This is a genomic window from Chitinivibrio alkaliphilus ACht1 (assembly GCF_000474745.1).
Lineage (GTDB): Bacteria > Fibrobacterota > Chitinivibrionia > Chitinivibrionales > Chitinivibrionaceae > Chitinivibrio > Chitinivibrio alkaliphilus.
In genome coordinates this window covers 91,421-112,858 of record NZ_ASJR01000008.1, presented here as the reverse complement: position 1 = coordinate 112,858, position 21,438 = coordinate 91,421, and the positions used below count along the sequence as shown (strand labels likewise).

The window sequence follows — 21,438 nt, the reverse complement described above, 5'->3', positions numbered from 1 at the left end:
GTTACTTTCTTTTTAAGAGTTCCTGAAAGGTTTCTGTAAGAGTGTCTGTTATCTCTAAGGCTTGGTGCCAATCGTCCGGGGACTGACTCTCCAATTTTGTATAGATATAATCGTAGAGTAAAAAAAGGCTTTCTGCTGCTTCGCGGGCATCTTCCCGAAGGGCTATTTGTAGTTGAGAAATAATATTCTGGCCCTGGGTAAGCTCTAGACGAAGAATACGCCCTTTCTTCTCTGCCCTTACGGCGCGCCGAATCAGTTTACCCAGTTTTTCATGCAACAAAACAAGCTGCTTTCTTTTGGAAGCAGTTTCTATGGTCATGTTCCGATAATATTCGGCAATCTGTTTTTTTGTTCGTTTCATATGCCACCTGTACCATAAAATAGTACACGGAGCTCATCCTTGGGAAAACTTTGACGCGAGGAGCTTTTTTGCCCTTCTTTTCATGCTCAACCTACACTATATTAGAAGATAAATCGTTTTACAAAGGACATCCTATGAAAATCACCGTAATACCGGGAGATGGTATCGGCCCGGCCATTACCGATGCAACCATCCGTGTACTTTCTGCTCTTGAATGCGACCTTGAATTCGCCTTCTGTACCGCCGGAGAAACAGCGCTGCGTGAAGAAGGGGCATTGCTTCCCGAAAAAACATTACAATCGATAGGTGAAACAAAAGTTGCTCTCAAAGGCCCCATTACAACCCCCGTGGGAGAGGGGTTTACCTCGGTTAACGTACAGTTACGACAGCATTTCAACCTCTTTGCAAATGTACGCCCCGTACGGTCGTACCCGGGAATCTCAACCCGCTATGATTCCATTGACCTTATCACCCTCCGCCAAAACACAGAGGGAATGTATGCAGGGGAGGGGCAGTTTCTGAGCGACGATGGGTCGCGTGCAGAAGCAAAATCAGTTATTACCCGAGCAGGGTCGGAGGAATTTCTCCGCTATGCCTTTCAACTGGCACGATCCATGGGGCGGACACGTCTCACCCTACTGCATAAGGCCAATATTCTTAAATCAACCTCCGGTCTGTTTCTTTCCGTAGGACGGTCTGTAAAGAAAGAGTTTCCCGACCTTGAGTATGGAGAGATGATTGTTGATGCAGCAGCCATGAACCTTGTGAAAGCACCGGAGCAGTTTGATATGCTCGTAACGACGAATCTTCTGGGAGATATCATATCAGATCTCTGCGCAGGCCTCGTGGGAGGACTGGGCATGGCACCCGGTGCAAATATCGGTGCTGATACAGCCATTTTTGAGGCTGTTCACGGCTCTGCCCCGGATATTGCGGGAAAAGACCTGGCCAACCCCTCGGCCCTCCTCTTGGCAGCTGCCCTACTGCTGGATCATATCGGCATGCCGCATCAGGCAATACGAATACGTCGCGCCATTGAAGAAACAACCTCTCAAGCATCCACACGAACCGTAGATTTAGGTGGAACCTTAGGTACACAGGCCTATACTGATCTGTTAATATCATATATACACAATCAGAAATAAGAATCGGGCGATTGATCAAGCATCATGCTGGTACAAATTGCCAGCACGATGTATATTTATGCCGTGAACACAACAAAGGAGTGTAGTATGATGTACCTCTTCGACCCCCTCTATTTTATAATACTTGCCCCGGGGCTTCTTCTTGCCGCCTACGCAACCATGATTACAAAATCAACCTTCGCGAAATATTCTGAAGTAGCAAGCTCTACGGGAATCACCGGTTCTCAAGCAGCCCAACGCCTTTTGAGTAATGCCGGTGTACACGATGTATCCATAGAACCGGTGCAGGGTTTTTTATCCGACCATTACGACCCCCGAAATAAAACCCTACGTCTTTCTCCAGACGTATATAACTCCCGTTCTCTTTCCGCCATTGGTGTTGCCTGCCACGAAGCAGGGCATGCTTTACAACATGCCGATGCCTACTTCTGGCTTGGTTTACGCTCCAACATGGTACCGGTGGTGCAGTTTTCTTCAAACTTTTCCTACATTCTACTTATGTTGGGCTTCATTCTTAATTTTCCCGGTCTCCTCTCCGTGGGAATCATCCTCTTTTCTGCAGCGGTAGTCTTTTCCATTGTTACGCTTCCCGTTGAATGGGATGCCTCGGCACGGGCAAAGAAACTCATGGTATCCACGGGGGTTGTCCCTGAAAAAGAAGCCGTCGCATCGGGGAAAGTGCTCAACGCGGCATTTCTTACCTACGTAGCTTCGGCTCTTACATCGCTGCTCACCCTCTTGTACTACATACTGCGTGCACAGCAGCGGCGATAGTCACCCCTCCGGACGAAAAGAGGGATTTACCAAAAAATGACGATACACGGGGACACGAGCGGTCCCCTTTTTTTCAATACAGATATATCCCCGTTTTTCATACAGAGCGCTATTTTCCTCTGTACCGGTCTCCAAAAATATTCCCGACACGGAGGCATCACTGTGCATACGCTCACGAATATCCTCCAAAAGAGCGCTTCCAACACCTTTTCCCTGCCACGACGGATCTACCGCGAGGGCTTCAAGATACCAATAAGGCTTGGTAAGATGTCGTGGATGCAGAAAATGTGGCCACAAACTGAGATATGTCCGCAAACGCATGACCGGTACGAGGGAAAACATGCCACGCAACAACGGCCCATACCATCGAAATAGTCGCTCCCGTACTGAAATCGCATTTCCGGTACGTTTTACTATGGCAACCCCGAGAGGAGTACCTTGGTGGAATACGCTCAAGAGAAGATGCCCCGCCCGAAGGTAGTAAGCTCCGCGAAGATGGGTCATGCGGGCAAAGCGATCCTTCGTATCTTCCCGGGAGAAATCGAAGAGTTGAGACGTAATTGCTTCTCCGGAAAACACCTCCGCAAGAAGCTGTGCCACGGAATGAAGCTCTTCTTTTTTTACAGGAACAATTTCATAGACCACACGATCCTCCATGAAAAAAAATAATATACAGAATATTCTCCATAGGATGATGAGATATTTGCCAATTCTTCTTATAGGCCTTGTGAAAAGGCTTCACGAAGTGCTTTTTTAAGAATAAAAAAATCACTCCGTTGGTTGTTCCTCGAAAGAGACAAGCGAAGAGATTTCTTTGCTCGCTCTGGAGGGACCCCCATGGCAGTCAGTACCCGGGATGGTTTGGATAAATCCCAATCACATGCCGAAAACCGACTGAGATATATGCGTCGCGATGATAAAAAAAGAAGCAGATCCTCCACATCATCTATATCCGGCAGGGTAATACAGAGAATCCCCGTTATACATTTTTTGGGCGTTTCAAACACCATGCATGGACCCAAATCAGATAAAATTGAGCGTGCTTCGCGAGTGAGAGTGCCTAATTCCTGGAGCACCCGTTCTTCCTGGGACATATGGAGGGAGAGTGCCTTTGCAAAGGCACATACGGCCGGTGCATTCACACTTCCTGAGAAAAGAGACCACTCAAGGGATGCATCGTGGAGGGGAGGTGAAAACGCAAGGGTCGGATCAACCCCGAGAAGCGCTGCACCGGGAGGAGCCCCCACCTTATAGGATGAGCAAAAAAAAGCGTGGCCGTAGGGCTCCCACTCATGATGGCCAAGCCGAGTGACTGTCTGCACCGCATCAAGACATATGAGGCAGTCATATTTCTGAGCAAGGGCGTAAATCTTGCGTACCGGCTGTACAACGCCGGTCTCATGATGTACCGGAGCATAGAGCAAAAGCGCTGAAGTGGTGCGGCTGAGAAGCTCTTCAAGCAAAACAAGATCAATCTCACCTGTGGGTAATACCCCCACGGTATGTACCTTTTGGCCTGCCTGTTGAAATGAGCGATGTCCTGTCACAGGAACGATCAGGGAGTCTACGGAACAGTACTGCATAAAAAGATGCATAAGCCGGGAAGAGCTCTCTCCGAAATACCACCGTCGACCACGAGAAAATAAACGGGAGAGGGTGGTACACACATCATCCAGGGCCTTATATACAAGCACGCCTGCCCCATGCTGACTTGACGGATTTGCCCAGAGAGAACGAAGGGCACGTTCATACACACCAATAACTTCCGGGGTCACTTGAGATGCGGCAGCATGATCAAAGTAAACATCACCTTTCTGGAGCGTGTACGTTTTAGAAAGTAGCCCGCGACGAACCCGACAATCACACCCCATACACACCATCCTTTCTTACAACCGCAGAAAAATTTCTATTTTGGTAGTAACATACAATGACACATCCTTTACAAGGATACGGTTATGTATACGCATTTTCAATTGAAACAACTCTTTTATTTTATACGCACACTCTTCTCGGGCTTCGTGCACACCGAATCCCTCTGCACCCAAAGAATTCACCATATTCCGCGAGACGCTTCACCGTGGGATCAGAGGAAGTGGTAAACTTTTCCTACACACAGAGAGTAAATCTCGTAAGATGGTACGCTGGTATGATGCTCCTCTCTATTACCACCTTCGCAGTATCCATGAAGAACTGAGCCAACATATCATTTTCAAGGCGACCCCGTCACAAAAGATACTTCTCGAGGTGTACATCCTGAGTATCTCAACGGGGAAACCAGAGTTCTCAAAGAAGCGTATGGCCTTTCTGCAAAAGCAGAGGGGGAGTATGCTTTTCGGGCGGAAAATATCTGAGAAGTCCTAACTGGTACAGCGATACAGCCGACATAATGGCGGGGATGAAAACCTCACCGACCCTCTGGACGGTACTCATCGGGTTGGCAGGGGAAGAAGCTGGACCACCGGAACAATCTATCTTCGTTCTACACCTCCGTGAAACACCAACGAATTGAGCCTGATTCGTGCAACGGCATAACTACTCTTCACTTTGAACATCCTGCAGTTCTCCCCGATCAAAATGAGCCCGTGAGGAGATATCCCCCGATTCATTATAAAAAATCTGCTCACCATGTTGAGCCCCCTCTTTAAAATAGAGACGCCGGACCGGTGTCCCGTCAGGTGAAAAAGCTTTCCATGTTCCGTGGAGCACCCCGTCTTTATAGTAGGCCTCTTCACGAACAGATCCATCGGGAAAATAATCAACGGCACGACCTGAAAAGGGCGTATCTTCACCCTGCACATAGGCGATTCTCTCGCGATGTTCAAGATCTTCATACTCAACACTCTGGGTACATGCAAAAAACATGACAAATACTACGAAAACAAGATGCTTCATAGAACATTCCTTTCTTTACCAAATCTACGACTACGGGGACTAATATATGAACTTTCTTCACGCATATTACCTGTTTGTTTTCCCCAAAGAGAAATATACACCCTGTTTCTCCTTGAAAAAAGAAAAGATCCATGGTATACTCGCCACGGAGGCGTATGTCCATGAAAATACTTATCTACGAACCAAACAGTGCCTTATGCGGGTATCTTAAAAATTATACTATCAGTCAAGGGTTAGTACCAAAAATTGTTGGAAATCTCCCCATGGTACAACCCCTTCTTTTTTCTGGCTCCTATGAATACTATCTCACCGACTACTCTGCAGATCGCGAGCTTATTGATGATATTATTTTTAACATTAAGCTCAACAAAAAACGTGCCCATATCCGTATTTTTATCAGCACGCCCCAACCAGACAAAAATACCCTGCAACGTATGATTCGCCTTGGCATAAATGGGTTTATCAAAAAGCCTTTCAGCGAAGAACTTTTTGAAAAAACATTCTTTCAATGGCTTGAAAAAAATAGTTTTAAAAACAATAAGCGGGTTCACCCTCGAGTTACACCAAGCCCTACCGATCGAGCAACAGCAATTCTTCACGGAGCCGTTCGAAACCAAAATCTTCGTCTCCCCATCGCAGATATTTCCGCTGGAGGTATGGCACTGTTGCTCCCACCGAAGATACCCAATACTGCCGTTGCCCTAGAGATACACAAGGTTGTTCGGAATATAGAAGTACGCATTCGTCATTTTAAGGTTGTGGTGACAACACATATTGTCGCCCTCCCTCCGGGACGAATTTGCATGGAATTTGTTGATACGTCGCAAGATTCTCTCAAATATATCTATCGCTACATTGCTGAACTCCTCAACTCATAGGAATACTCTGATGGCAAAAAACCCAATGATCTCAGCATATATCAGCGATGCACATGAAAAAAAAGTGTTGTCAGTCATTTTTGAAACATACGGGTACACCTTTCGGGAGGTAAAAAACCTTAAGACCGCCTACGTATCAATTACTCAACAAATGCCACATGCACTTATTTTTGAGCTTACGGAGTACCTTAACGATCAGATTAATCTCATACGACAAGTGACAGAAAATCGCCGAACCCGTCAAATACCAATCATCTGCTATGGAGATCATGCCGATGAAATAACTCTCAACCTTATTCGAAACTCCGGCGTAAAGAACTACTATCAGCGGCCACTCACGACGGATATATTAAAAGGTATTATTTCCCATTCCCATCTTGATGGACACTCCGTGGAAGCACAGGAAAAATATAAGGGTGAACTGGAAGATAATACACGAATCATGAATCGTGCAACACCACCGGTACAACGCATTGAGATCATGGTAAAACGAATTGGAGACCTCCTTGCCTTTCCCTTTACAATTGCAAAGGTTATGCAGGTAACCCAAAGTGAAACCACCGGTGCAAAGGATCTTGCAAAGGCAATAGAAGCAGATCCTGTGGTTGTTTCAAATATTCTCAAAGTATCAAACTCAGTTGCCTATGGCCGCTCTGGAAGAAGGATCAGCAGTATCAGAGATGCCATTGTACGCCTTGGTTTTGATGAGACAAAACATATTGCCATTTCTCTTTCCGTCATGAACCTCTTTTCCGATGAAGATCGCAGTATCGGCTTTAGTCGCGAGCACTTCTGGTTCCACTCCTTAGCCACGGCAATTATTGCGGCAAAAATTGCGAGGAAAAGCGGGCTTTCTCCTCCTGATACGGCATTTATCGCCGGGTTGATGCACGATTTTGGCATAATTCTTCTCGATGAGTTTTTTCCCGCCTATCTGCTGTACAGTCTTGAAGTAACAAATCAACAGGGTGATAGCTTTATTGCAGTTCAAAATGCCCTCTGGGGCATGTCGCACATCGATGTGGTCGTACAACTGTTTCATTCGTGGAATCTTCCCGAGGAGATTATTGAGACCATAAAATATGCGGAACATTTTGCATCCTATGAAAAGAAGGGTGCTCCTGCGAACACACACCTTGTTCAAATTATTGGGATTTCTGAAGTCATAGCCAAAAGCAAAGCCTTTGGAAGAGAGTGTGATGAATTCGTATCTTCCGTACCGAATGAGATATTAGAATCCTTGAAAATTCCGGTAAAAATAACGGAATCGTTTTTCCAGAGTATCACGGATGAAATAGATCTTTTTAGTACCTATCTTTCGATAAAAAATGTCGTCGCAGAATACTCGCCAGAAGAAGAAATATCTATCGCCTTTGTTGATTCGCACGCCTCTCTATATTCACCCCATGAAAACTACTTGATTACCCAAGGATATAGAGTACACCTACTCAGCACTCCGGAAGAATGTCGTGATTTTGATCCACCAATACAGTGTATTGTTCTCCATCCCCGTACAAAAGAGGAAATACTCCACTATATATCCCATATAACCAAACAAGAAGACCCTATCCCCATGGTTATTCTTCACAAACACTCCGCTGATCTGCCGCAGAAAGACTCCATCTCATACCTTCCCGAATCAATAGATCTCCGTGTATTTATTTTTGCCGTGGAAAGCCTGGCCATGGGCCACCCCTTCTCTTTCATTCCGCAAGAGATACCGAAGGAAGAGTATACACCAATTCGAGAAACCCGTGCATTTCAGTTTTCTGCAGAGGTTATCGAGTCTTCCATGGTTCTTATGCGGATAGGGGGAACTGCTGAAAAGGAAAATCGCGAAGAAATAAAAAAAATTATGGCCATGCTCCTCAAAAAAACACGCCATATCGCCGTAGATTTTTCCACTGCTGAACAAGTCCACCCTGCGGTAATATCCTTACTTGAGAAAATTCATAGCTCCCTTAGCCAATTAGGGGGAGGTATTCTTCTCTGTATACAAAACAAGGAGACCACTCTTCCTCAGGAAATACAGCAAAAGCTCACCCGCTACGAAAGTACAGCTGAGCTTTTGCAAAAAACACAGGGAAAATAAGGCCATCCCCGTCTATGCAGCGGCATCACTTTTTTGCTTTTTTACAGCCCTTGTGCGCATATAGGCACTCACGGGCCACGCGAATATCACCGTTGAAAGTGCCGCCGTTGCCATGGCTGGTCCGCCGGGAAGGGATATATCATGATATATCTCAAGAAAATAGGACGCCGTAAGCCCCGTAACCGCACTTACAACTCCAAGAACAACTGCTGTTATCACAATACAGGGGAAGTTCCGAAACAACAATAGTGCTGCCGCCGAAGGCCCCACGAGCATACTAAAGGCTAACATGCTTCCCGCAGTATTCATTACCACGGCAAGGGCTGCCCCGAGGCAGAGAAAAAAGAGGCCGTTCCAGAAATTAACCCGAATCCCCAGGGTTGACGACATGGTGGAATCAAAGCCGGTAATCACCAGTCGACTCCAGAAAAGTGCAAAAATAAGGGCAACACTTCCCGCAGCAATCATGGCCGCCAGTGCGTCGCCAAAGGAGGTTCCGAGAATATCCTTGCCCTCAAAAATACGCAGGGCATGTCCATCGGGCACGGGGGATACGGCAATAAGGACAATGGCAACTGAGGCACCCGCGGCAAAGGCGATACCAATCCAACCGTCATTTGAGATATGGCTATCACTACGCACGCGGGAGAGGAGAAGAATACCCAGTCCACCACCAACAAAAGCGCCTATTATGGGCGGCACAGAAACAAAAACCGCCGCGGCTATACCCATGGCAATAATCTGGGGAAGGGCAGCACCGAGAAAGACTATGCGCCGCAGGTGCACAAAAATACCCAAAAATGCAAGGAGTCCTCCGCCAAAAACCCCTACAAGAAGGGAGTGACGCATAAAGGGGTATGAAAACATTTCAATAAGTTCAGCAATCATGACACCACTCCTTGTGTTTCTTCCTGCGAATAAATAATTGTCCGTCCGTCAATGGTGGAAACCGCAAGGTTTTCCTGATAAATTTCACTCAGCTTTTCTGAGGTAATCATCTCACGGGTAGTACCGCTATGCAGCTGTCCATCCTGAATAATTCCAATACGATGAGCCCGGTGTACGAGGGAGGGAAGATCGTGGGTGACAATAATCACGGTCATGTTCCGTTCTTCGTGGAGGGTGTTAATGAGAGAAAGAAAGCGGTTTGATGAAACCAGATCCATGGCCGCCGTGGGCTCGTCAAGGATAAGGACCTGCGGGTCTGTAATAAGGGCCCGGGCAAGGAGCAGTCGCTGAAGCTCCCCTCCCGATAAGGTATCCAGGGTTTGGTTGGCAAGATGAGCTATTCCAATACGCTCCATCTCCTCCATTACCCGGGAGTCCTCACCGCGATGCCTATGAAAGGGCCCCCGAAGAGAACAGTGGGTTAAACGCAATATGTCCCGCACCCGCATGGGCCAGATGGGGTCGATATTCTCCCGCTGGGGAACATAGCCTTTCTGCACCGTTTCCGGATTCCAAAGGATTTTCCCGGATTGTGCCTTTAAAAGACCCAGCATAGATTTTATCAAAGTGGACTTGCCGGCCCCATTCGGGCCGACAAGTCCAAAGAAATCACCCTGTTCAACACAGAGATTCACCTTCTCAAGAATGGTGCGCGCACCATATCCCAGGGTAACATCTGTATATGAAAGCAGTGCCATTACTCACCTCCAAGGGCACGATATACTCGATGTGCATTGTGTTCAAAAAGGGCAAGAATACAGGGAGTATCCTCACTGGCTCCCACGGCAGGATCAAGGACAAGAAGCTCCACGCCGATACCCTCTGCCACTTGCCGGGCCACCCGCTCATCATGCCAGGGCTCCATAATAACAACACCCACGGAGTTTTCATCATACCGTGAAATAAGACGCGCCACATGTCCCGCCGAAGGAGCAAGACCGGGCAACGGTTCAATGGCGTCTACTATACGAAGTCCCAGCTTTTTGAGCATATAGTCAAAATGGCTGTGAAATTTAATCACCCCGGTGCCTTCCAGCTCTGAAAATTTCTCCTGCCATTTTTCCACAAGGGCGTTACTTTCTTCAATATACGCATCAAGATTGGCCAGGTAAAAGGCAGCATTGGCCTCATCCACCCGGATCAGCCCGTCAGCAATATTGCGGGCCGCCTGCTGAGTCACCACCGGCTCAAGGGTGTAGTGGGGGTTTCCCGAAGGATGAACATCCCCCTGATCCCGTGAGGGAGAATCGGGTACCTGTATGGCCTGAATCCCCCGTGACGCATTCACATGACCCTTTCCGCCACGGCGAACATCACGGTTGCGGGTTTCCCGCAATACTTCCGGCACCCAGCCCATTTCAAGCTCAAAGCCGTTTTCCACAAAAAGATCACTCCGGCTGATACGCATAACCATCCCTGGGGTGGCGTCCAGGTAATGGGCATCCTGAAGAGGACGCACAAGGGAGGTTACCTCCACCTTATCTCCGCCGATTTTTTCCACAAGACATTTTAAATCTGTGGTGGTCGTGGTGACCCGTACCGTTGCCAGAACAGACAAGGCGCTTATACATACAAGGGTCGCTGTTTTTTTTAAATTCATAAGACTATCCTTTCAATATGAGTTAGAATCTGTGAGGGGGGTGCCAACCGAGGAAAAATACACCTTGGAGCATTGCAATATGTTCAACATCCTTACCGGGCTCATCCACGGCCTTATACTGCAGACGCAGGCGGGAAAATTCCGTGGCACGCCACTCTCCATACACCGAGTGAGCAATAATTTTATCACTGGTAGTCTCTTTCCGGGCCATTCCGCGATCACCCAGGCCGTCAAGTAGCGGGTCGCTATTGTCAAAGCGATATCCCACACCCCAGAAGCGGTTGAAATTCCATCCGGCGTATACATAAAAGCCCTCATCACCATCAAGACCGTTACCATCAAGTAAATCATAATGGTCATTGTCCTCATTGGCAGAATAGTCAATCATAAGATACTCCGCACCAATGGTCAGACCGCGATAGGTGGCCCCCCCGGGAGAGAACTTATACTTCGCATCCAGGCTAAACATATTGTCTATTCGGCCAATACCACGCCGATCGCCATCACGACCGGAAAGAAAATCTCGGTCTCCCGTGGTTCCCAGATAGGATGCACCGTACAGAATCTCGTGTCTTCCGTCCATGGACTGCATATACGACTGTAAACGCCCCATAAGGGGAGTTCCATTCATACGACGCCCCACACTGTGGTGAATCTGCTGATACACCCCAAGATTCAAAGTAAGGGTGGGATTTATAAAGGGAAACAGGTATTCAAGATGTCCCCCATCACCGATCATCCCATGGTCTGTGGTCAACCCCTCAATAACATAGGGATGATCAATCTGGGGAAAATCGTGTTCATGCACGCGGTTCAGGTAGCCGAAGGGAAGAAACTCCCGTCCAAACTGCACCTTTGTATTAAAAGGAAGGTTAGACGAAACCCATGCTTCCTCAAGGTCAAATTCATCATCATGCCACCCAACAGTCACAAGGGCGTCAAAGTACGGGTCTACGGGTGCTCCAAAATTCAGCTCAAAGGCTCGCACCTTAAACTCACCGTCGCGGGGCTCCTCAAGGGGGGCTTCCATCACCATATCAACCCCAAGGCCGATATTCATGGCCGGAGTCATCTCAGCAAAGGCTGGTATTGAAAGTCGACCCAATACAAAAAGAAATAGGATTATACTTTTTCTCATTTTTTTCTCCTTCTAATTATGGACGAATTTATGTCAGTATCTATTCAACAAAAAAACACCGACGCAGGAGGAGAACGCCCTGCAGTAAGCACCGTATAGAAACCTCTTACAATAGACGTTTCTATATACAGCACTCTGGTCGTCCACACGAGAAACAGAGAAAATACTGATTCCCCGACATACGATCCATGGGAAGTACTTACAACACAAATCGTACAGAATAACTCAAGATGCCCCGTTTCGTCATCACTATCACAATAATCTTCCTGACATTCTTGAGATACAATGAGCGGCGTGTGATCAGGACAATACAGGAACCAATCTGCCGAAATAGTTGTAGAGTAGACGAGTAACAATAGAAGTATCAACCTGTTGTTCCGTCTATGAATCATCACACATTCACTATAAGAGCCTCACATTGACTGGAATATATAACACAGATTAGGAGAGGCTAACTTTTTTTTTCATTATCCTCTCTTTTTGTGCTCCGTACGGTCAGTATATCCTTAGGAAATACTATTATCAGAATCGTACGAACCAACCAAATCTTGAAACTCCTCTTCATCGCGGAGAAGAGTAAAAGATTGTTCATTCAGCAATTCAGTGCGAAGGTCGGGAGATTTTTCAAGGGCTGTCTTAATATCTGCCAGGGCGTGTTCCTTATCACCCAATTCTGCATAGGCACACCCGCGCTGCCAATAGGCGTATCCATAATTCCCATCCTTTTTAATGGCAGTATTGCTTAAGTTTAAAGCCCATTCGCTCTCACCCAACTCAAGAACAGCATCCGCTTTATGGGTTGTTGCTTCAATATCATTGGGATTAAACTCTAATATCTTATCAAGAATAGCAATCTTGTTCTGTAGGTTTGTATCAAGATTAGCACGCATCCACAGTGAGTGAATAGTATTGGTACGGGAGATTTCCTCTTGTGCATCAATTATCTGATCAGCCCGTTTTTGCGCCTTCGCTTCAAGAATATTCAGTCGTTCTTGATACGTATCGGTAATGCCGGCAATCTTGCTCTCCACAATACCTTCCACCTTTTCCTTAATATCACTCAGAGAGCGCCATCCAACAATGACCAAAAGAGATCCTGCTGCAGTGATAATAAAAAAGATATTATTCACAGTGTCCGTGGTATACCGTACAGATCGATCAGTTGCCTCTATTCTGGCTTGTGCAACCTGGTGAGATACCTCAGCCTTAAACCGTTCCTGATCATTACGCATATCGCGAATCTCATCGAGAATATAGCGTTCAATAAAGGGTTTAAATAGAGGTTCCTCCACCTTAACATACCCTTCAGGTACACGGGCGGTATCATAGGGCTCATCAGCCGCTATACAATAGACAAAAAAACAAACAGACATAAGGATAATCTTGCAAACCATGGCACACCTTTCTAAGGAGACCCTTGTAAATATATGATTGCAATTTTATTAAAAACATTGACACCTACTTTTTTTTCACATATATTTGGGCGTAATATGTGTGGCAGCTTAGCTCAGCTGGTTAGAGCAATGGAATCATAATCCATGGGTCCGGGGTTCGAATCCCTGAGCTGCTACCATTTTCACTCTACGGACCGCCATGATCCTCTCAACTATTTCTGAATTCCTCACCCGTTACAAGATATACAACACTGGGCTTGGTGTTGCTGTCAGCAGTGGTGCTGATTCAACGGCTCTTCTTCACGGATTATGGTCTCTCCAAAAGGAATTCGGCCTGACCCTCTTTCCGCTCCATGTAAATTATAATTTAAGAGGTGATGATTCCCGTGAAGATCTGCTGTTTCTCAAGGATCTAACGGAAAAACTCTCTCTGCAATTCCTCTACCGCGAATATACACATCTTTCATATAATGATACTGCCATAGAAGAAAAAGCGCGCACCCTTCGGTATGCCTTTTTCAAAGAAATGTCCCATGAAAAAGATATCTCATTCATTGCTGTGGGACATACACAAAACGATACTGTGGAAACGATCCTCTTTCGACTCCTGCGAGGCACTGGTCTGTACGGCGCGCGAGGTATCGATTCCTATGCTCCTCCCTATATAAGACCGCTTATTTCAGTTTCACGCACTGCGATACTGGAGTATCTACACACCAACTCTATACCGTGGCGGGAAGATACCTCAAACCAAGATACAAAATATAGCAGAAATGCCCTACGCCACAAGGTAGTGCCCCTTCTGCAGGAAATAAATCCACGAGCAGTAGAAAATATAGCCCGTTTTGGAAAATCTCTCCAAGAATATCGCCAGTATGAAGAACAAGAGTACCACCACTGGAAGAATACGCACTGTCTTTTTTTTGAACCGGCGAGGGCTCTCATTATACAAAGAAACGAGAAACCCTATAACCCCTTCCTATGCCGTCTCTTTCGTGAATTTGGTACTGCCATAGAAGAACGGCATCTACAGATCATACACCGTGCGTGGAATATACCAGGAGTACGCTCATACCCTTTTCCCGAAGATACAAGATTACATATGTTTCAAAACATACTCCTTCTTTCCCGCAAAAAGAGCTTCCGACTCTGTGATAAAAAAGAAGTTATCCGACCCCAAAAGAAAACCCTCTCCATGGGTGGCGGCATACAAATTCACATAGCCCGTGGAGACACTACCCTGACCTTTGATAAAACAAACAATAGAGTATATATTAATATCCAGAACTTTCCTCTCTTAGTACGATCTACAGAAAAAGGAGATCGTATCACTCCCTTTGGAAAGACTCGTGAGTATACCGTAGAAGAATTACTTAAAAAAGCAGGCGTTCCCCGTATAATACGGAACAACTACCCCGTGATAACAACTGAGGATAATACCATAGTATGGGTTCCTGCCATAGCCTTCTCTGCACAACATCGCATTTCCACACACCCCATCTACACACTCACCGTGGAGAGCGCCTTCCTGACAACCATGCTTAGCCCCCAAAAAGGTGTGGAGTAAAGATAAGAATACCAATACAAAGAGCTGCAATAGCACTAATAAAAACAGCTCCTGCGGCCACATCTTTTGCTTTCTCCACAAGGGGATGAAAATCGGGGATTGCCGCATCACAAAGAAATTCCATGGCTGTGTTTAATGCTTCTGCAACCCATACAAGAGTTATACCCATAATAAGGATAAGCCATTCAAAACGTGAGATAGGGAGTAGTGTACCTGCCCCCAAAGCAATAAGGGTACACAGCGCATGAATCCATGCATTGTGTTGAGTAGATATGAGCGAACGCAGCCCCGCAAGGGCATACCGAAATGATTCAATACGCTCCCGTATACTAAAAAGATGGAACTGCCGTTTCATCAAGCCTCCCGATATCCGTATATCATATGATGTTTTTTTCCAAATCCTTTTTTACGACGTACACAAAACCCTGCATTACGCAACCCACGCTTTACCTCCCCCGCAGCGGTATAGGTGGCAAAGGTCCCACCAATACGGGTTTTTTCTCCTGCACTCTGTAAAACATCCCTGCTCCACATATCAGGATTTTTCTCAGGACTATGCCCATCAAAAAACCATGTATCCATAGAAGCAGGAAGGGTATTCATAAAATCGATCACATCACCATAATAAAAATGAAGCCGTACAACGCCCCCGTAATAGATAAATTTACAGCTATTATAGCCGTTTTTTCTGGCATTGTAAAGCCCCTCCCAATGGGAGAAAAAAGTCTCCGCTTCCCTCGATACAGAGGAGATACATCGCGACAAAATTGTTCTGCACTCTGCTACAGAAAGAGGATATTTATCGACCGTATAGTAGGTAAGCTCCCAGGGAAAGGAGAGATCCTTCAAGGCATGCAGTAACACAAGAAGATTTAAGGTGGTACCAAAACCGGTTTCTCCCACCTGTAGCTCTCGCTTTTCTTCTGACAGGTGGGAAAGAACCCCTGAACCTTCTATAAATACATATCGAGACTCCTGTACCCCCTCTTCGGGAGAGGTGAAATAACAGTCGCCATAGACAGGATTTTCATGAATATCCATCAAAAGAAAACTCCGTAAAAGGGTTTTCTTAAAATAGGGTATAACCGTCTAAAAAGAAAGTTCTTTTTATCTTCCAGAATCTCCCGGATTCCCATACCATGTATCTCCATCAAATTCTGCATACACGTGACGGGAAATTTTCCACGCAGTTCCAAAATTATTTCCCTGAGGAGTATGAACATCCTCACGCAGTACCCAGCTTCTTCTGGCTGATGCAGAAAGGGCAGGCCAACCGGCGGCATCATAATCATTAAAATAAATAAGATAGTCTAAAAGTTCCTCCCCATCTAATATAAAAAGCGCCCCGGAGGTGGAAGCAAGACTCATATTAACCACCGTGTCAACCTCCCATACATCGCGAGCATTCAAGGTACCAATAACAAAGAAGTCAGACGGGGCAAGCACCACTTCACCCAAGCTATATTCCCGTGAATTATGAATAAATCGAAGATCCTTGATAGTTTGCGCTGTATCGCCACGATTTTGAATTTCTAAAAATTCACGGCCTCCCGTACCGCCACCGGTTGCACAAAACTCTGTGATTAAGACCCCACGGTCAACTTCTTCAGCAAGCACTTCCGTTGTATCTCCCGATGCAGAGAAAAGAGTAATTGGAGCCGACTCCGTTGAGATATCAATTGCGAGGTCTCCATTATTCATCAAGTTTACTTCCATGGAATGATTTTCCCGGGTGAACGTATAGAGTGTATCCCAATGACTTATGGTATCACCCCCGTCCCGAAGAGTAGTCAAAGAAACGGTACCAAGAGCATCAAAGGGTATTTTATCCAGAGATAAAACCATACGCAGACTTCTTTCCTGCCGTGCTTCGAAAAAACCAGAGTCTGAAGAGAAGGCAAACACCACGGAATCAGTCTCCATGGGGAGCTCATACAACTGGGCAATCATGGACCCAACAAGAGGAATCAAACGAAGCTGCACTGTTTCAATGCGTTCTTTAGCGATGGTAATAGACTCTTCCTGCGGAGCGTGTATGGTGTCTCCCTCCTCATCGGTTGTCCATGCCGTAAGATCATACTCACCTTCTACAATATGTTCAAAATTTACCAATTCAATATCACCGCTTGTTTGAATAGTTGTATCTGCAATAGGGTCACCCCCTGCATCTTTAACGCGGATATGTAAATTGGAGTATGTGGTATACCGTAGATTTTGATTTTGGTTTACCCCCTCAAGAGAAACCGCTACCTGCACTGTTGATCCAGTAGATTCGGTAATAAATTCACTGCTACAGGAAAGAAGAAGAATGAAAATTAGAAATACCCCTATTCCTTTCATAAAACACTCCTGAAAATGTGATAGATGTTCAACCCTGTGTATATTACAATATACACATGGAATACCCGTAATAAAAAGATTATCGAAAAATTTCCCGAAAAGATATCTTTACAAAGGCAAAGAAGTTCTTCATGCTGAAATTTTGTACTCCCGACATAAAATAGTGTAGAAAAAGCCCTGCCTTACCACGAATAGGGATTTTAGAAAACAGACGCCCCACACTGGTTCTTCCCACGGGAATAACCCACCCTAAATCGATGGGAACAAAGGAGAGCAATGGTCGATTTTCTATAAAACGGAGACAATTTTTTCCCGCTGTTGCTCCTGACATTTTAGAAAAATTAACCGCCTTTCGTACAACTGTACCATCCCTATTTTTCAGAAGGGCCATATCGCCGGCAACAAATACTTCAGGATGATTAGCAAGCTGTAACGTGGATGTAACCGGAAGAGGTGCACCGTGAGAATACTCATCTAACCCGGAAAAGTGAGAAATAGATGATACGGCTCCTATGGCACTACAAATAAAAGGATTTGTAAATTTTTCTCCTTTCTGTGTTACCACAGTTTCTCCCGTCACAGAGGCTATGGAGGTATTGCATAAAACAGTAACCCCGCACTGAGAAAGCTCTTGTTCTAAAAGAGCCCGTTCTGAATCTGTTAAAAAAGGTATAATTGAGTCATCAAGGGTGAGAATGGTGATATGCAGATGTGGTGAAAAAGATGAAAGAGCTATTGCTCCTGCAAGCTCACACCCCGTATACCCACCACCCACAATAAGAACATCCCTGCCTTTTTTCTCGTTTACGTAACGAGAAAGTGATTCATATATTTTCTCTGCATCACCAAGATCCATAAGAGAATACACAGGAATAGATCCGGTATCAACAGGAAAGGGGCGCGCCGCTGCTCCTGCACAACACAGGAGTACATCATAGGTAACAACACCATCACAAGTGGAAATAGAACGATGAGAAAAGTCCACCGACTCCACGGTCGCCTGCACAAAAGAAACCCCCGAAGGAAGAAGTGAATTGTACGATTCCCGTAAGGGTAAAGAGGAGACTATTCCCGCTGCTCTATCAGGCAGGGCGGGAATCATGGTGGCGTGGTCATGCTTGTCAATCACAACAATCTCATGTTTTTTTTGTATCTTTCGTAGTTTTTTAAGAGCTTGAAGCCCAGCAAAATTTGCGCCGAGTATAACGATTCTCATGAGATCACTCCCGAGTAAAAAGGGTTTCACAAAGATGAAAAAGCTGTTTTTTTTCGAGGCACTCAGGAATATGAGAAGTAAAAAGAGCAAAAGCGTGTTGTAGATATATCTCCTCACACTCATGTACGTACTCTCGTAACTTGCTATCCTCTACAATACATAAAAAACGATCTACCGTACCTTCACACAGTTTCTTTTCTTCTAATATTTGATGAATAAAAGGGCGATCAGTACCAGATACATTGTTGTACAGATAGAGAAGAGGAATTGTTTTTACCCCTCGTACAATATCCCCATGAGGGCGTTTACCCGCAACTTTGCAGGAAGAAACAATATCAAGATAATCATCGCGAATTTGAAAGGCACGGCTTAAATAAAGACCAGCCTCTTCCAAAGAAGATACAACCTGTTCTTCTGCTCCACCAAGGAGAGCACCAACAGCCATGGGAGCAGCGAAGGAGTAATAACCTGTTTTTAAATCATAGACCTCATAAATAGACTCTTCCTCAACATCTTTCCATGTACACTCCTGCAGGGTAAATTCCCGAAGCTGTCCCCGAGCTGTTTCTACCGCAGCTTCACAAATACGAGAAACCGCATCTATACCACGGGCAGAGCTTCGTACCCCTGAGGTAAAAAGATGGAGGGAGAGAGAGTACAGTAAATCACCCAAAATTAATGCACCATGGCGGGCCTGCTCTTTTTTTCCTGCTTGTAGCTCATAAATTTTTGAATCAACCGTAGGCTCTCCACGGCGACGATGAGCTCCATCTACAAGATCATCATGAATGAGTATAAAATCATGCATCATATCTATTGCTAAAGCAGCTGAATAATAGGGGAAAGAACCATTTTCACCAGGTAAAAAAGACGAACAGGATAGTATGAAAAAGAGGGAGCGAAACTGCTTTCCTGGGTTACGAAGATACGAAGAAAAGCTGTCACGATAGGCTCGTGAGAGAGAGGAATAGCGAGGGTTTTTTTCTAAGGTCGCAATAAAAAGATCCCGTTCATTCCGTAACGCCTCATGCTGAATTTCCAACTGCCTATCTAAGTTCATCATTGTAGAAAAGGTCCTGTAAAAAAGAGGATACCCGTACAGTAGAGAATACTAAAAAGAGTGTATACCTTGGCAACATCTTTATCAATATACATAAGAGTCGTATCTGTATCAGAGCTTTTCAATACAGTCATAGCCACACGAATAGCAAGGGGAAGTGTAAGATAGGGAAGAAAAATATAGATATTTCCATAGTAAAAATACAGAAACAGTACTATAGCATAGGCAGCAAAAATCTCCATAACAAAAACCCATCGAGCTTTCACGGGACCAAGAAATTGTGCAAAGGTATGTACTCCGTATTGTGAATCATGGCGCGCATCACGAATATTATTACCATGAAGAATTGCTGTTATATAAAACGCAAGGGGTAACACAGAGAACAGAGATGAAATTTGAAAAGAATCAAAGAGAAAAAGCACCCCCGCAGCAGGCCCTACACCCATTAAAAGAAATACAAAGATATCACCCAACGCACGATATTTATATGAAACGGGGGGAGCTGTGTAAAAATATCCCCCCATAATGCCAATACTCCCGAGAATAACAACTGGTATTCCTCCATAATAAAAAAGAGGAAGCGCGCATAGAAAGGCTATACCAAATAAAAAAAGTGCCACCTTTCGCACCTGCCCTTTTTGTAGTATTTTTCGATCTATAAAAGCACTTGCCCCAGGGTGATGTTTCCCATCAAGTCCCTTGGAATAATCAACATAGTCGTTTATTAAATTCGTGCCACCATGAAGACAAAGCATACTGAATATAAGAAAGGGAAGAAAATATACTTCTTCATCAGTGATGGGCATGGAAAATAGTATTCCTATACTGAGTGGGAAGAGGGAGGCAGGGAAAGAGTATGCTCTCACCGCTGCACCCCAAATTTTTAACGTAGCTATGGCCGCCTCCGTATAAAAGAAATAGTGTCGTTTTTGGGCTCTCCGATAAGGGTTAAGGCAAGAAATACTGCCGTAAGCTCAAGGGCGTGAGCAGCCCCCTTAAACCCATGTCCTTCTGTAAGATGAAACAGAGCAGCAAAACCCATGGTAAGAAAGAGAAAAAATGCGGCAGGACGGACATATTTTCCTACAACAAGAAAAAAACCACCCCCCACTTCTGCCAGTGCAGCTAGGAATCCCCAAAATGCCGGAGCAAAATGAATTCCCACACTTCCCATACCCATACTTCCTAAACCAGCCCACTGCTCAACACCACCAGCAAGCTTTGGAACACCATGAGCTATCATAGCAAGACCAAGCAACACACGCATGAGCAACAAGCCTTCTTCAACATATCGTTTATTCATATATACCTCCACGGTTATAATACAATATAATTACTATTGAGATTACTTAGATTTTATTTTTTAGAAATAGCCATAACAGGACATTTTTTGACACAGAGGCCACACCCAACACAAGCATCACCGATTACAAACCCATACTCAGGGTGAGGGGCTATGGCATTTCTCGGGCAAATTTTCTCACAAAAACCACATTCTATGCAGGTATCACGATTAATATCAATGGATAGAGGTTTCATCGGTTCTCCTTTTTCTGCATTGTTTCAATAAGTCCCGTTGCATGACCCATGGGACATACCTGACACCATGCGCGGGGCTTAAAAAATATTCCGAGAAAAATAGCCATAATAAAAGAGGCCGTCATCATCCGAAGTAGTATAAAGGAAATTATACGCACATCTCCACCGCTCTGAGATAGAGAAAAAATAAAAGATCCCATCATTGCTCCAAATATAACGTGTCGCGTATATTGCTTTCGGAAAAAGGGAGGTAAAGATTTTTTAAATGAAAACACATTCAGAAATGTACCAAGAAAAGACCCACGAGGGCAATAATGAGAACAATGAATTTTCCCATATCCACGGAGTGAAAAATAGAGTGGAGTTGCCATACAGATAATTCCCAAAATTCCAAAAATAGGATTATAGATAGAAAGAACAAAAAAGGCAATAATAAACACCCACGACCACTCCATCCATGATGATTTGCGAAGTAATGTATTCTTCATATAATG

Annotated in this window: 24 protein-coding genes and 1 tRNA gene; 7 read left to right on the top strand and 18 right to left on the bottom strand. The window is 45.1% G+C overall.

What is annotated here, in order from left to right; translation table 11 throughout:
• Position 1: 1 nt before the first annotated feature.
• On the bottom strand, positions 2-361 hold the full coding sequence (locus CALK_RS05475; protein ID WP_022636670.1) for a flagellar protein FliS: 360 nt from the start codon (positions 359-361) through the stop codon (positions 2-4).
• Between the two features lie 134 nt (positions 362-495).
• On the opposite strand from CALK_RS05475, the gene CALK_RS05470 reads away from it, so the two are divergent.
• Complete coding sequence (locus tag CALK_RS05470) at positions 496-1,506, top strand: isocitrate dehydrogenase (protein ID WP_022636669.1); 1,011 nt, start codon at positions 496-498, stop codon at positions 1,504-1,506.
• 87 nt (positions 1,507-1,593) lie between these two features.
• Complete coding sequence (locus tag CALK_RS05465; protein ID WP_022636668.1) at positions 1,594-2,280, top strand: zinc metallopeptidase; 687 nt, start codon at positions 1,594-1,596, stop codon at positions 2,278-2,280.
• Here the strand turns inward: CALK_RS05465 and CALK_RS05460 are convergent, their stop codons facing one another.
• Entirely contained in the window at positions 2,281-2,925 is a 645-nt protein-coding gene (locus CALK_RS05460) for a GNAT family N-acetyltransferase (RefSeq protein WP_022636667.1), read from the bottom strand.
• A 71-nt stretch (positions 2,926-2,996) separates the two neighbouring features.
• The gene (locus tag CALK_RS05455; protein WP_022636666.1) at positions 2,997-4,151 is read right to left on the bottom strand and encodes an aminotransferase class V-fold PLP-dependent enzyme; all 1,155 of its coding nucleotides are present in this window, start codon (positions 4,149-4,151) and stop codon (positions 2,997-2,999) included.
• Positions 4,152-4,413: 262 nt separating this feature from the next.
• Here CALK_RS05455 and CALK_RS05450 point away from each other — a divergent pair, with 262 nt between their 5' ends.
• The gene (locus CALK_RS05450) at positions 4,414-4,641 is read left to right on the top strand and encodes a hypothetical protein (protein ID WP_022636665.1); all 228 of its coding nucleotides are present in this window, start codon (positions 4,414-4,416) and stop codon (positions 4,639-4,641) included.
• Between the two features lie 171 nt (positions 4,642-4,812).
• Here the strand turns inward: CALK_RS05450 and CALK_RS05445 are convergent, their stop codons facing one another.
• The gene (locus CALK_RS05445) at positions 4,813-5,172 is read right to left on the bottom strand and encodes a toxin-antitoxin system YwqK family antitoxin (protein WP_022636664.1); all 360 of its coding nucleotides are present in this window, start codon (positions 5,170-5,172) and stop codon (positions 4,813-4,815) included.
• A 155-nt stretch (positions 5,173-5,327) separates the two neighbouring features.
• Between CALK_RS05445 and CALK_RS05440 the strand changes: the two genes are divergently transcribed.
• On the top strand, positions 5,328-6,050 hold the full coding sequence (locus CALK_RS05440) for a PilZ domain-containing protein (protein WP_022636663.1): 723 nt from the start codon (positions 5,328-5,330) through the stop codon (positions 6,048-6,050).
• A 10-nt stretch (positions 6,051-6,060) separates the two neighbouring features.
• Complete coding sequence (locus CALK_RS12115) at positions 6,061-8,142, top strand: HDOD domain-containing protein (RefSeq protein WP_022636662.1); 2,082 nt, start codon at positions 6,061-6,063, stop codon at positions 8,140-8,142.
• Between the two features lie 12 nt (positions 8,143-8,154).
• On the opposite strand, the gene CALK_RS05430 is transcribed toward CALK_RS12115, so the two are convergent.
• The 5 genes from CALK_RS05430 to CALK_RS05410 all read right to left on the bottom strand — a co-directional run bounded on the left by CALK_RS05430 (position 8,155) and on the right by CALK_RS05410 (position 13,222).
• The gene (locus tag CALK_RS05430) at positions 8,155-9,030 is read right to left on the bottom strand and encodes a metal ABC transporter permease (protein ID WP_022636661.1); all 876 of its coding nucleotides are present in this window, start codon (positions 9,028-9,030) and stop codon (positions 8,155-8,157) included.
• Positions 9,027-9,788: a metal ABC transporter ATP-binding protein gene (locus CALK_RS05425; protein WP_022636660.1), complete on the bottom strand. Its 762-nt coding sequence runs from the start codon at positions 9,786-9,788 to the stop codon at positions 9,027-9,029. Before CALK_RS05425 ends, CALK_RS05430 begins: the two co-directional genes overlap by 4 nt.
• A complete protein-coding gene (locus CALK_RS05420; protein WP_022636659.1) occupies positions 9,788-10,690 on the bottom strand; it encodes a metal ABC transporter substrate-binding protein in 903 nt (300 codons plus the stop codon). Before CALK_RS05420 ends, CALK_RS05425 begins: the two co-directional genes overlap by 1 nt.
• A gap of 22 nt (positions 10,691-10,712) precedes the next feature.
• Entirely contained in the window at positions 10,713-11,828 is a 1,116-nt protein-coding gene (locus CALK_RS05415) for a hypothetical protein (RefSeq protein ID WP_022636658.1), read from the bottom strand.
• Between the two features lie 506 nt (positions 11,829-12,334).
• The gene (locus CALK_RS05410; RefSeq protein ID WP_022636657.1) at positions 12,335-13,222 is read right to left on the bottom strand and encodes a tetratricopeptide repeat protein; all 888 of its coding nucleotides are present in this window, start codon (positions 13,220-13,222) and stop codon (positions 12,335-12,337) included.
• A gap of 102 nt (positions 13,223-13,324) precedes the next feature.
• On the opposite strand from CALK_RS05410, the gene CALK_RS05405 reads away from it, so the two are divergent.
• Together CALK_RS05405 and tilS are read left to right on the top strand one after the other, a co-directional pair.
• A tRNA-Met gene (locus CALK_RS05405) sits at positions 13,325-13,401 on the top strand.
• Positions 13,402-13,421: 20 nt separating this feature from the next.
• Positions 13,422-14,789 carry a tRNA lysidine(34) synthetase TilS gene (gene tilS / locus CALK_RS12535; protein WP_022636656.1) on the top strand — a complete coding sequence of 456 codons (1,368 nt, stop codon included), beginning with the start codon at positions 13,422-13,424 and terminating at the stop codon, positions 14,787-14,789.
• Here tilS and CALK_RS05395 read toward each other — a convergent pair.
• The 9 genes from CALK_RS05395 to CALK_RS05355 all read right to left on the bottom strand — a co-directional run bounded on the left by CALK_RS05395 (position 14,764) and on the right by CALK_RS05355 (position 21,432).
• Entirely contained in the window at positions 14,764-15,144 is a 381-nt protein-coding gene (locus CALK_RS05395; protein WP_022636655.1) for a diacylglycerol kinase family protein, read from the bottom strand. The genes tilS and CALK_RS05395 overlap by 26 nt on opposite strands.
• Complete coding sequence (mnmC2, locus tag CALK_RS05390) at positions 15,144-15,830, bottom strand: tRNA (5-methylaminomethyl-2-thiouridine)(34)-methyltransferase MnmC2 (protein ID WP_022636654.1); 687 nt, start codon at positions 15,828-15,830, stop codon at positions 15,144-15,146. The genes CALK_RS05395 and mnmC2 overlap by 1 nt, the downstream gene beginning before the upstream one ends.
• A 66-nt stretch (positions 15,831-15,896) precedes the next feature.
• Positions 15,897-17,129 carry a hypothetical protein gene (locus tag CALK_RS05385; RefSeq protein ID WP_022636653.1) on the bottom strand — a complete coding sequence of 411 codons (1,233 nt, stop codon included), beginning with the start codon at positions 17,127-17,129 and terminating at the stop codon, positions 15,897-15,899.
• A 79-nt stretch (positions 17,130-17,208) separates the two neighbouring features.
• Positions 17,209-18,345, bottom strand: coding sequence for an NAD(P)/FAD-dependent oxidoreductase (locus CALK_RS05380; protein WP_022636652.1), 1,137 nt, complete (start codon positions 18,343-18,345; stop codon positions 17,209-17,211).
• 4 nt (positions 18,346-18,349) lie between these two features.
• Positions 18,350-19,408, bottom strand: a complete 1,059-nt coding sequence (locus tag CALK_RS05375; protein WP_022636651.1) for a polyprenyl synthetase family protein — start codon at positions 19,406-19,408, stop codon at positions 18,350-18,352.
• Positions 19,405-20,271, bottom strand: coding sequence for a prenyltransferase (locus tag CALK_RS05370; RefSeq protein ID WP_275574366.1), 867 nt, complete (start codon positions 20,269-20,271; stop codon positions 19,405-19,407). Before CALK_RS05370 ends, CALK_RS05375 begins: the two co-directional genes overlap by 4 nt.
• 26 nt (positions 20,272-20,297) lie before the next feature.
• Positions 20,298-20,708: a DoxX family protein gene (locus tag CALK_RS05365; protein WP_022636649.1), complete on the bottom strand. Its 411-nt coding sequence runs from the start codon at positions 20,706-20,708 to the stop codon at positions 20,298-20,300.
• 53 nt (positions 20,709-20,761) lie between these two features.
• Positions 20,762-20,944 (bottom strand): 4Fe-4S binding protein, encoded by a 183-nt coding sequence (locus tag CALK_RS05360; protein WP_022636648.1) that lies wholly within the window; start codon positions 20,942-20,944, stop codon positions 20,762-20,764.
• The gene (locus CALK_RS05355; RefSeq protein WP_034636895.1) at positions 20,941-21,432 is read right to left on the bottom strand and encodes a 4Fe-4S binding protein; all 492 of its coding nucleotides are present in this window, start codon (positions 21,430-21,432) and stop codon (positions 20,941-20,943) included. Before CALK_RS05355 ends, CALK_RS05360 begins: the two co-directional genes overlap by 4 nt.
• Positions 21,433-21,438 lie beyond the last annotated feature (6 nt).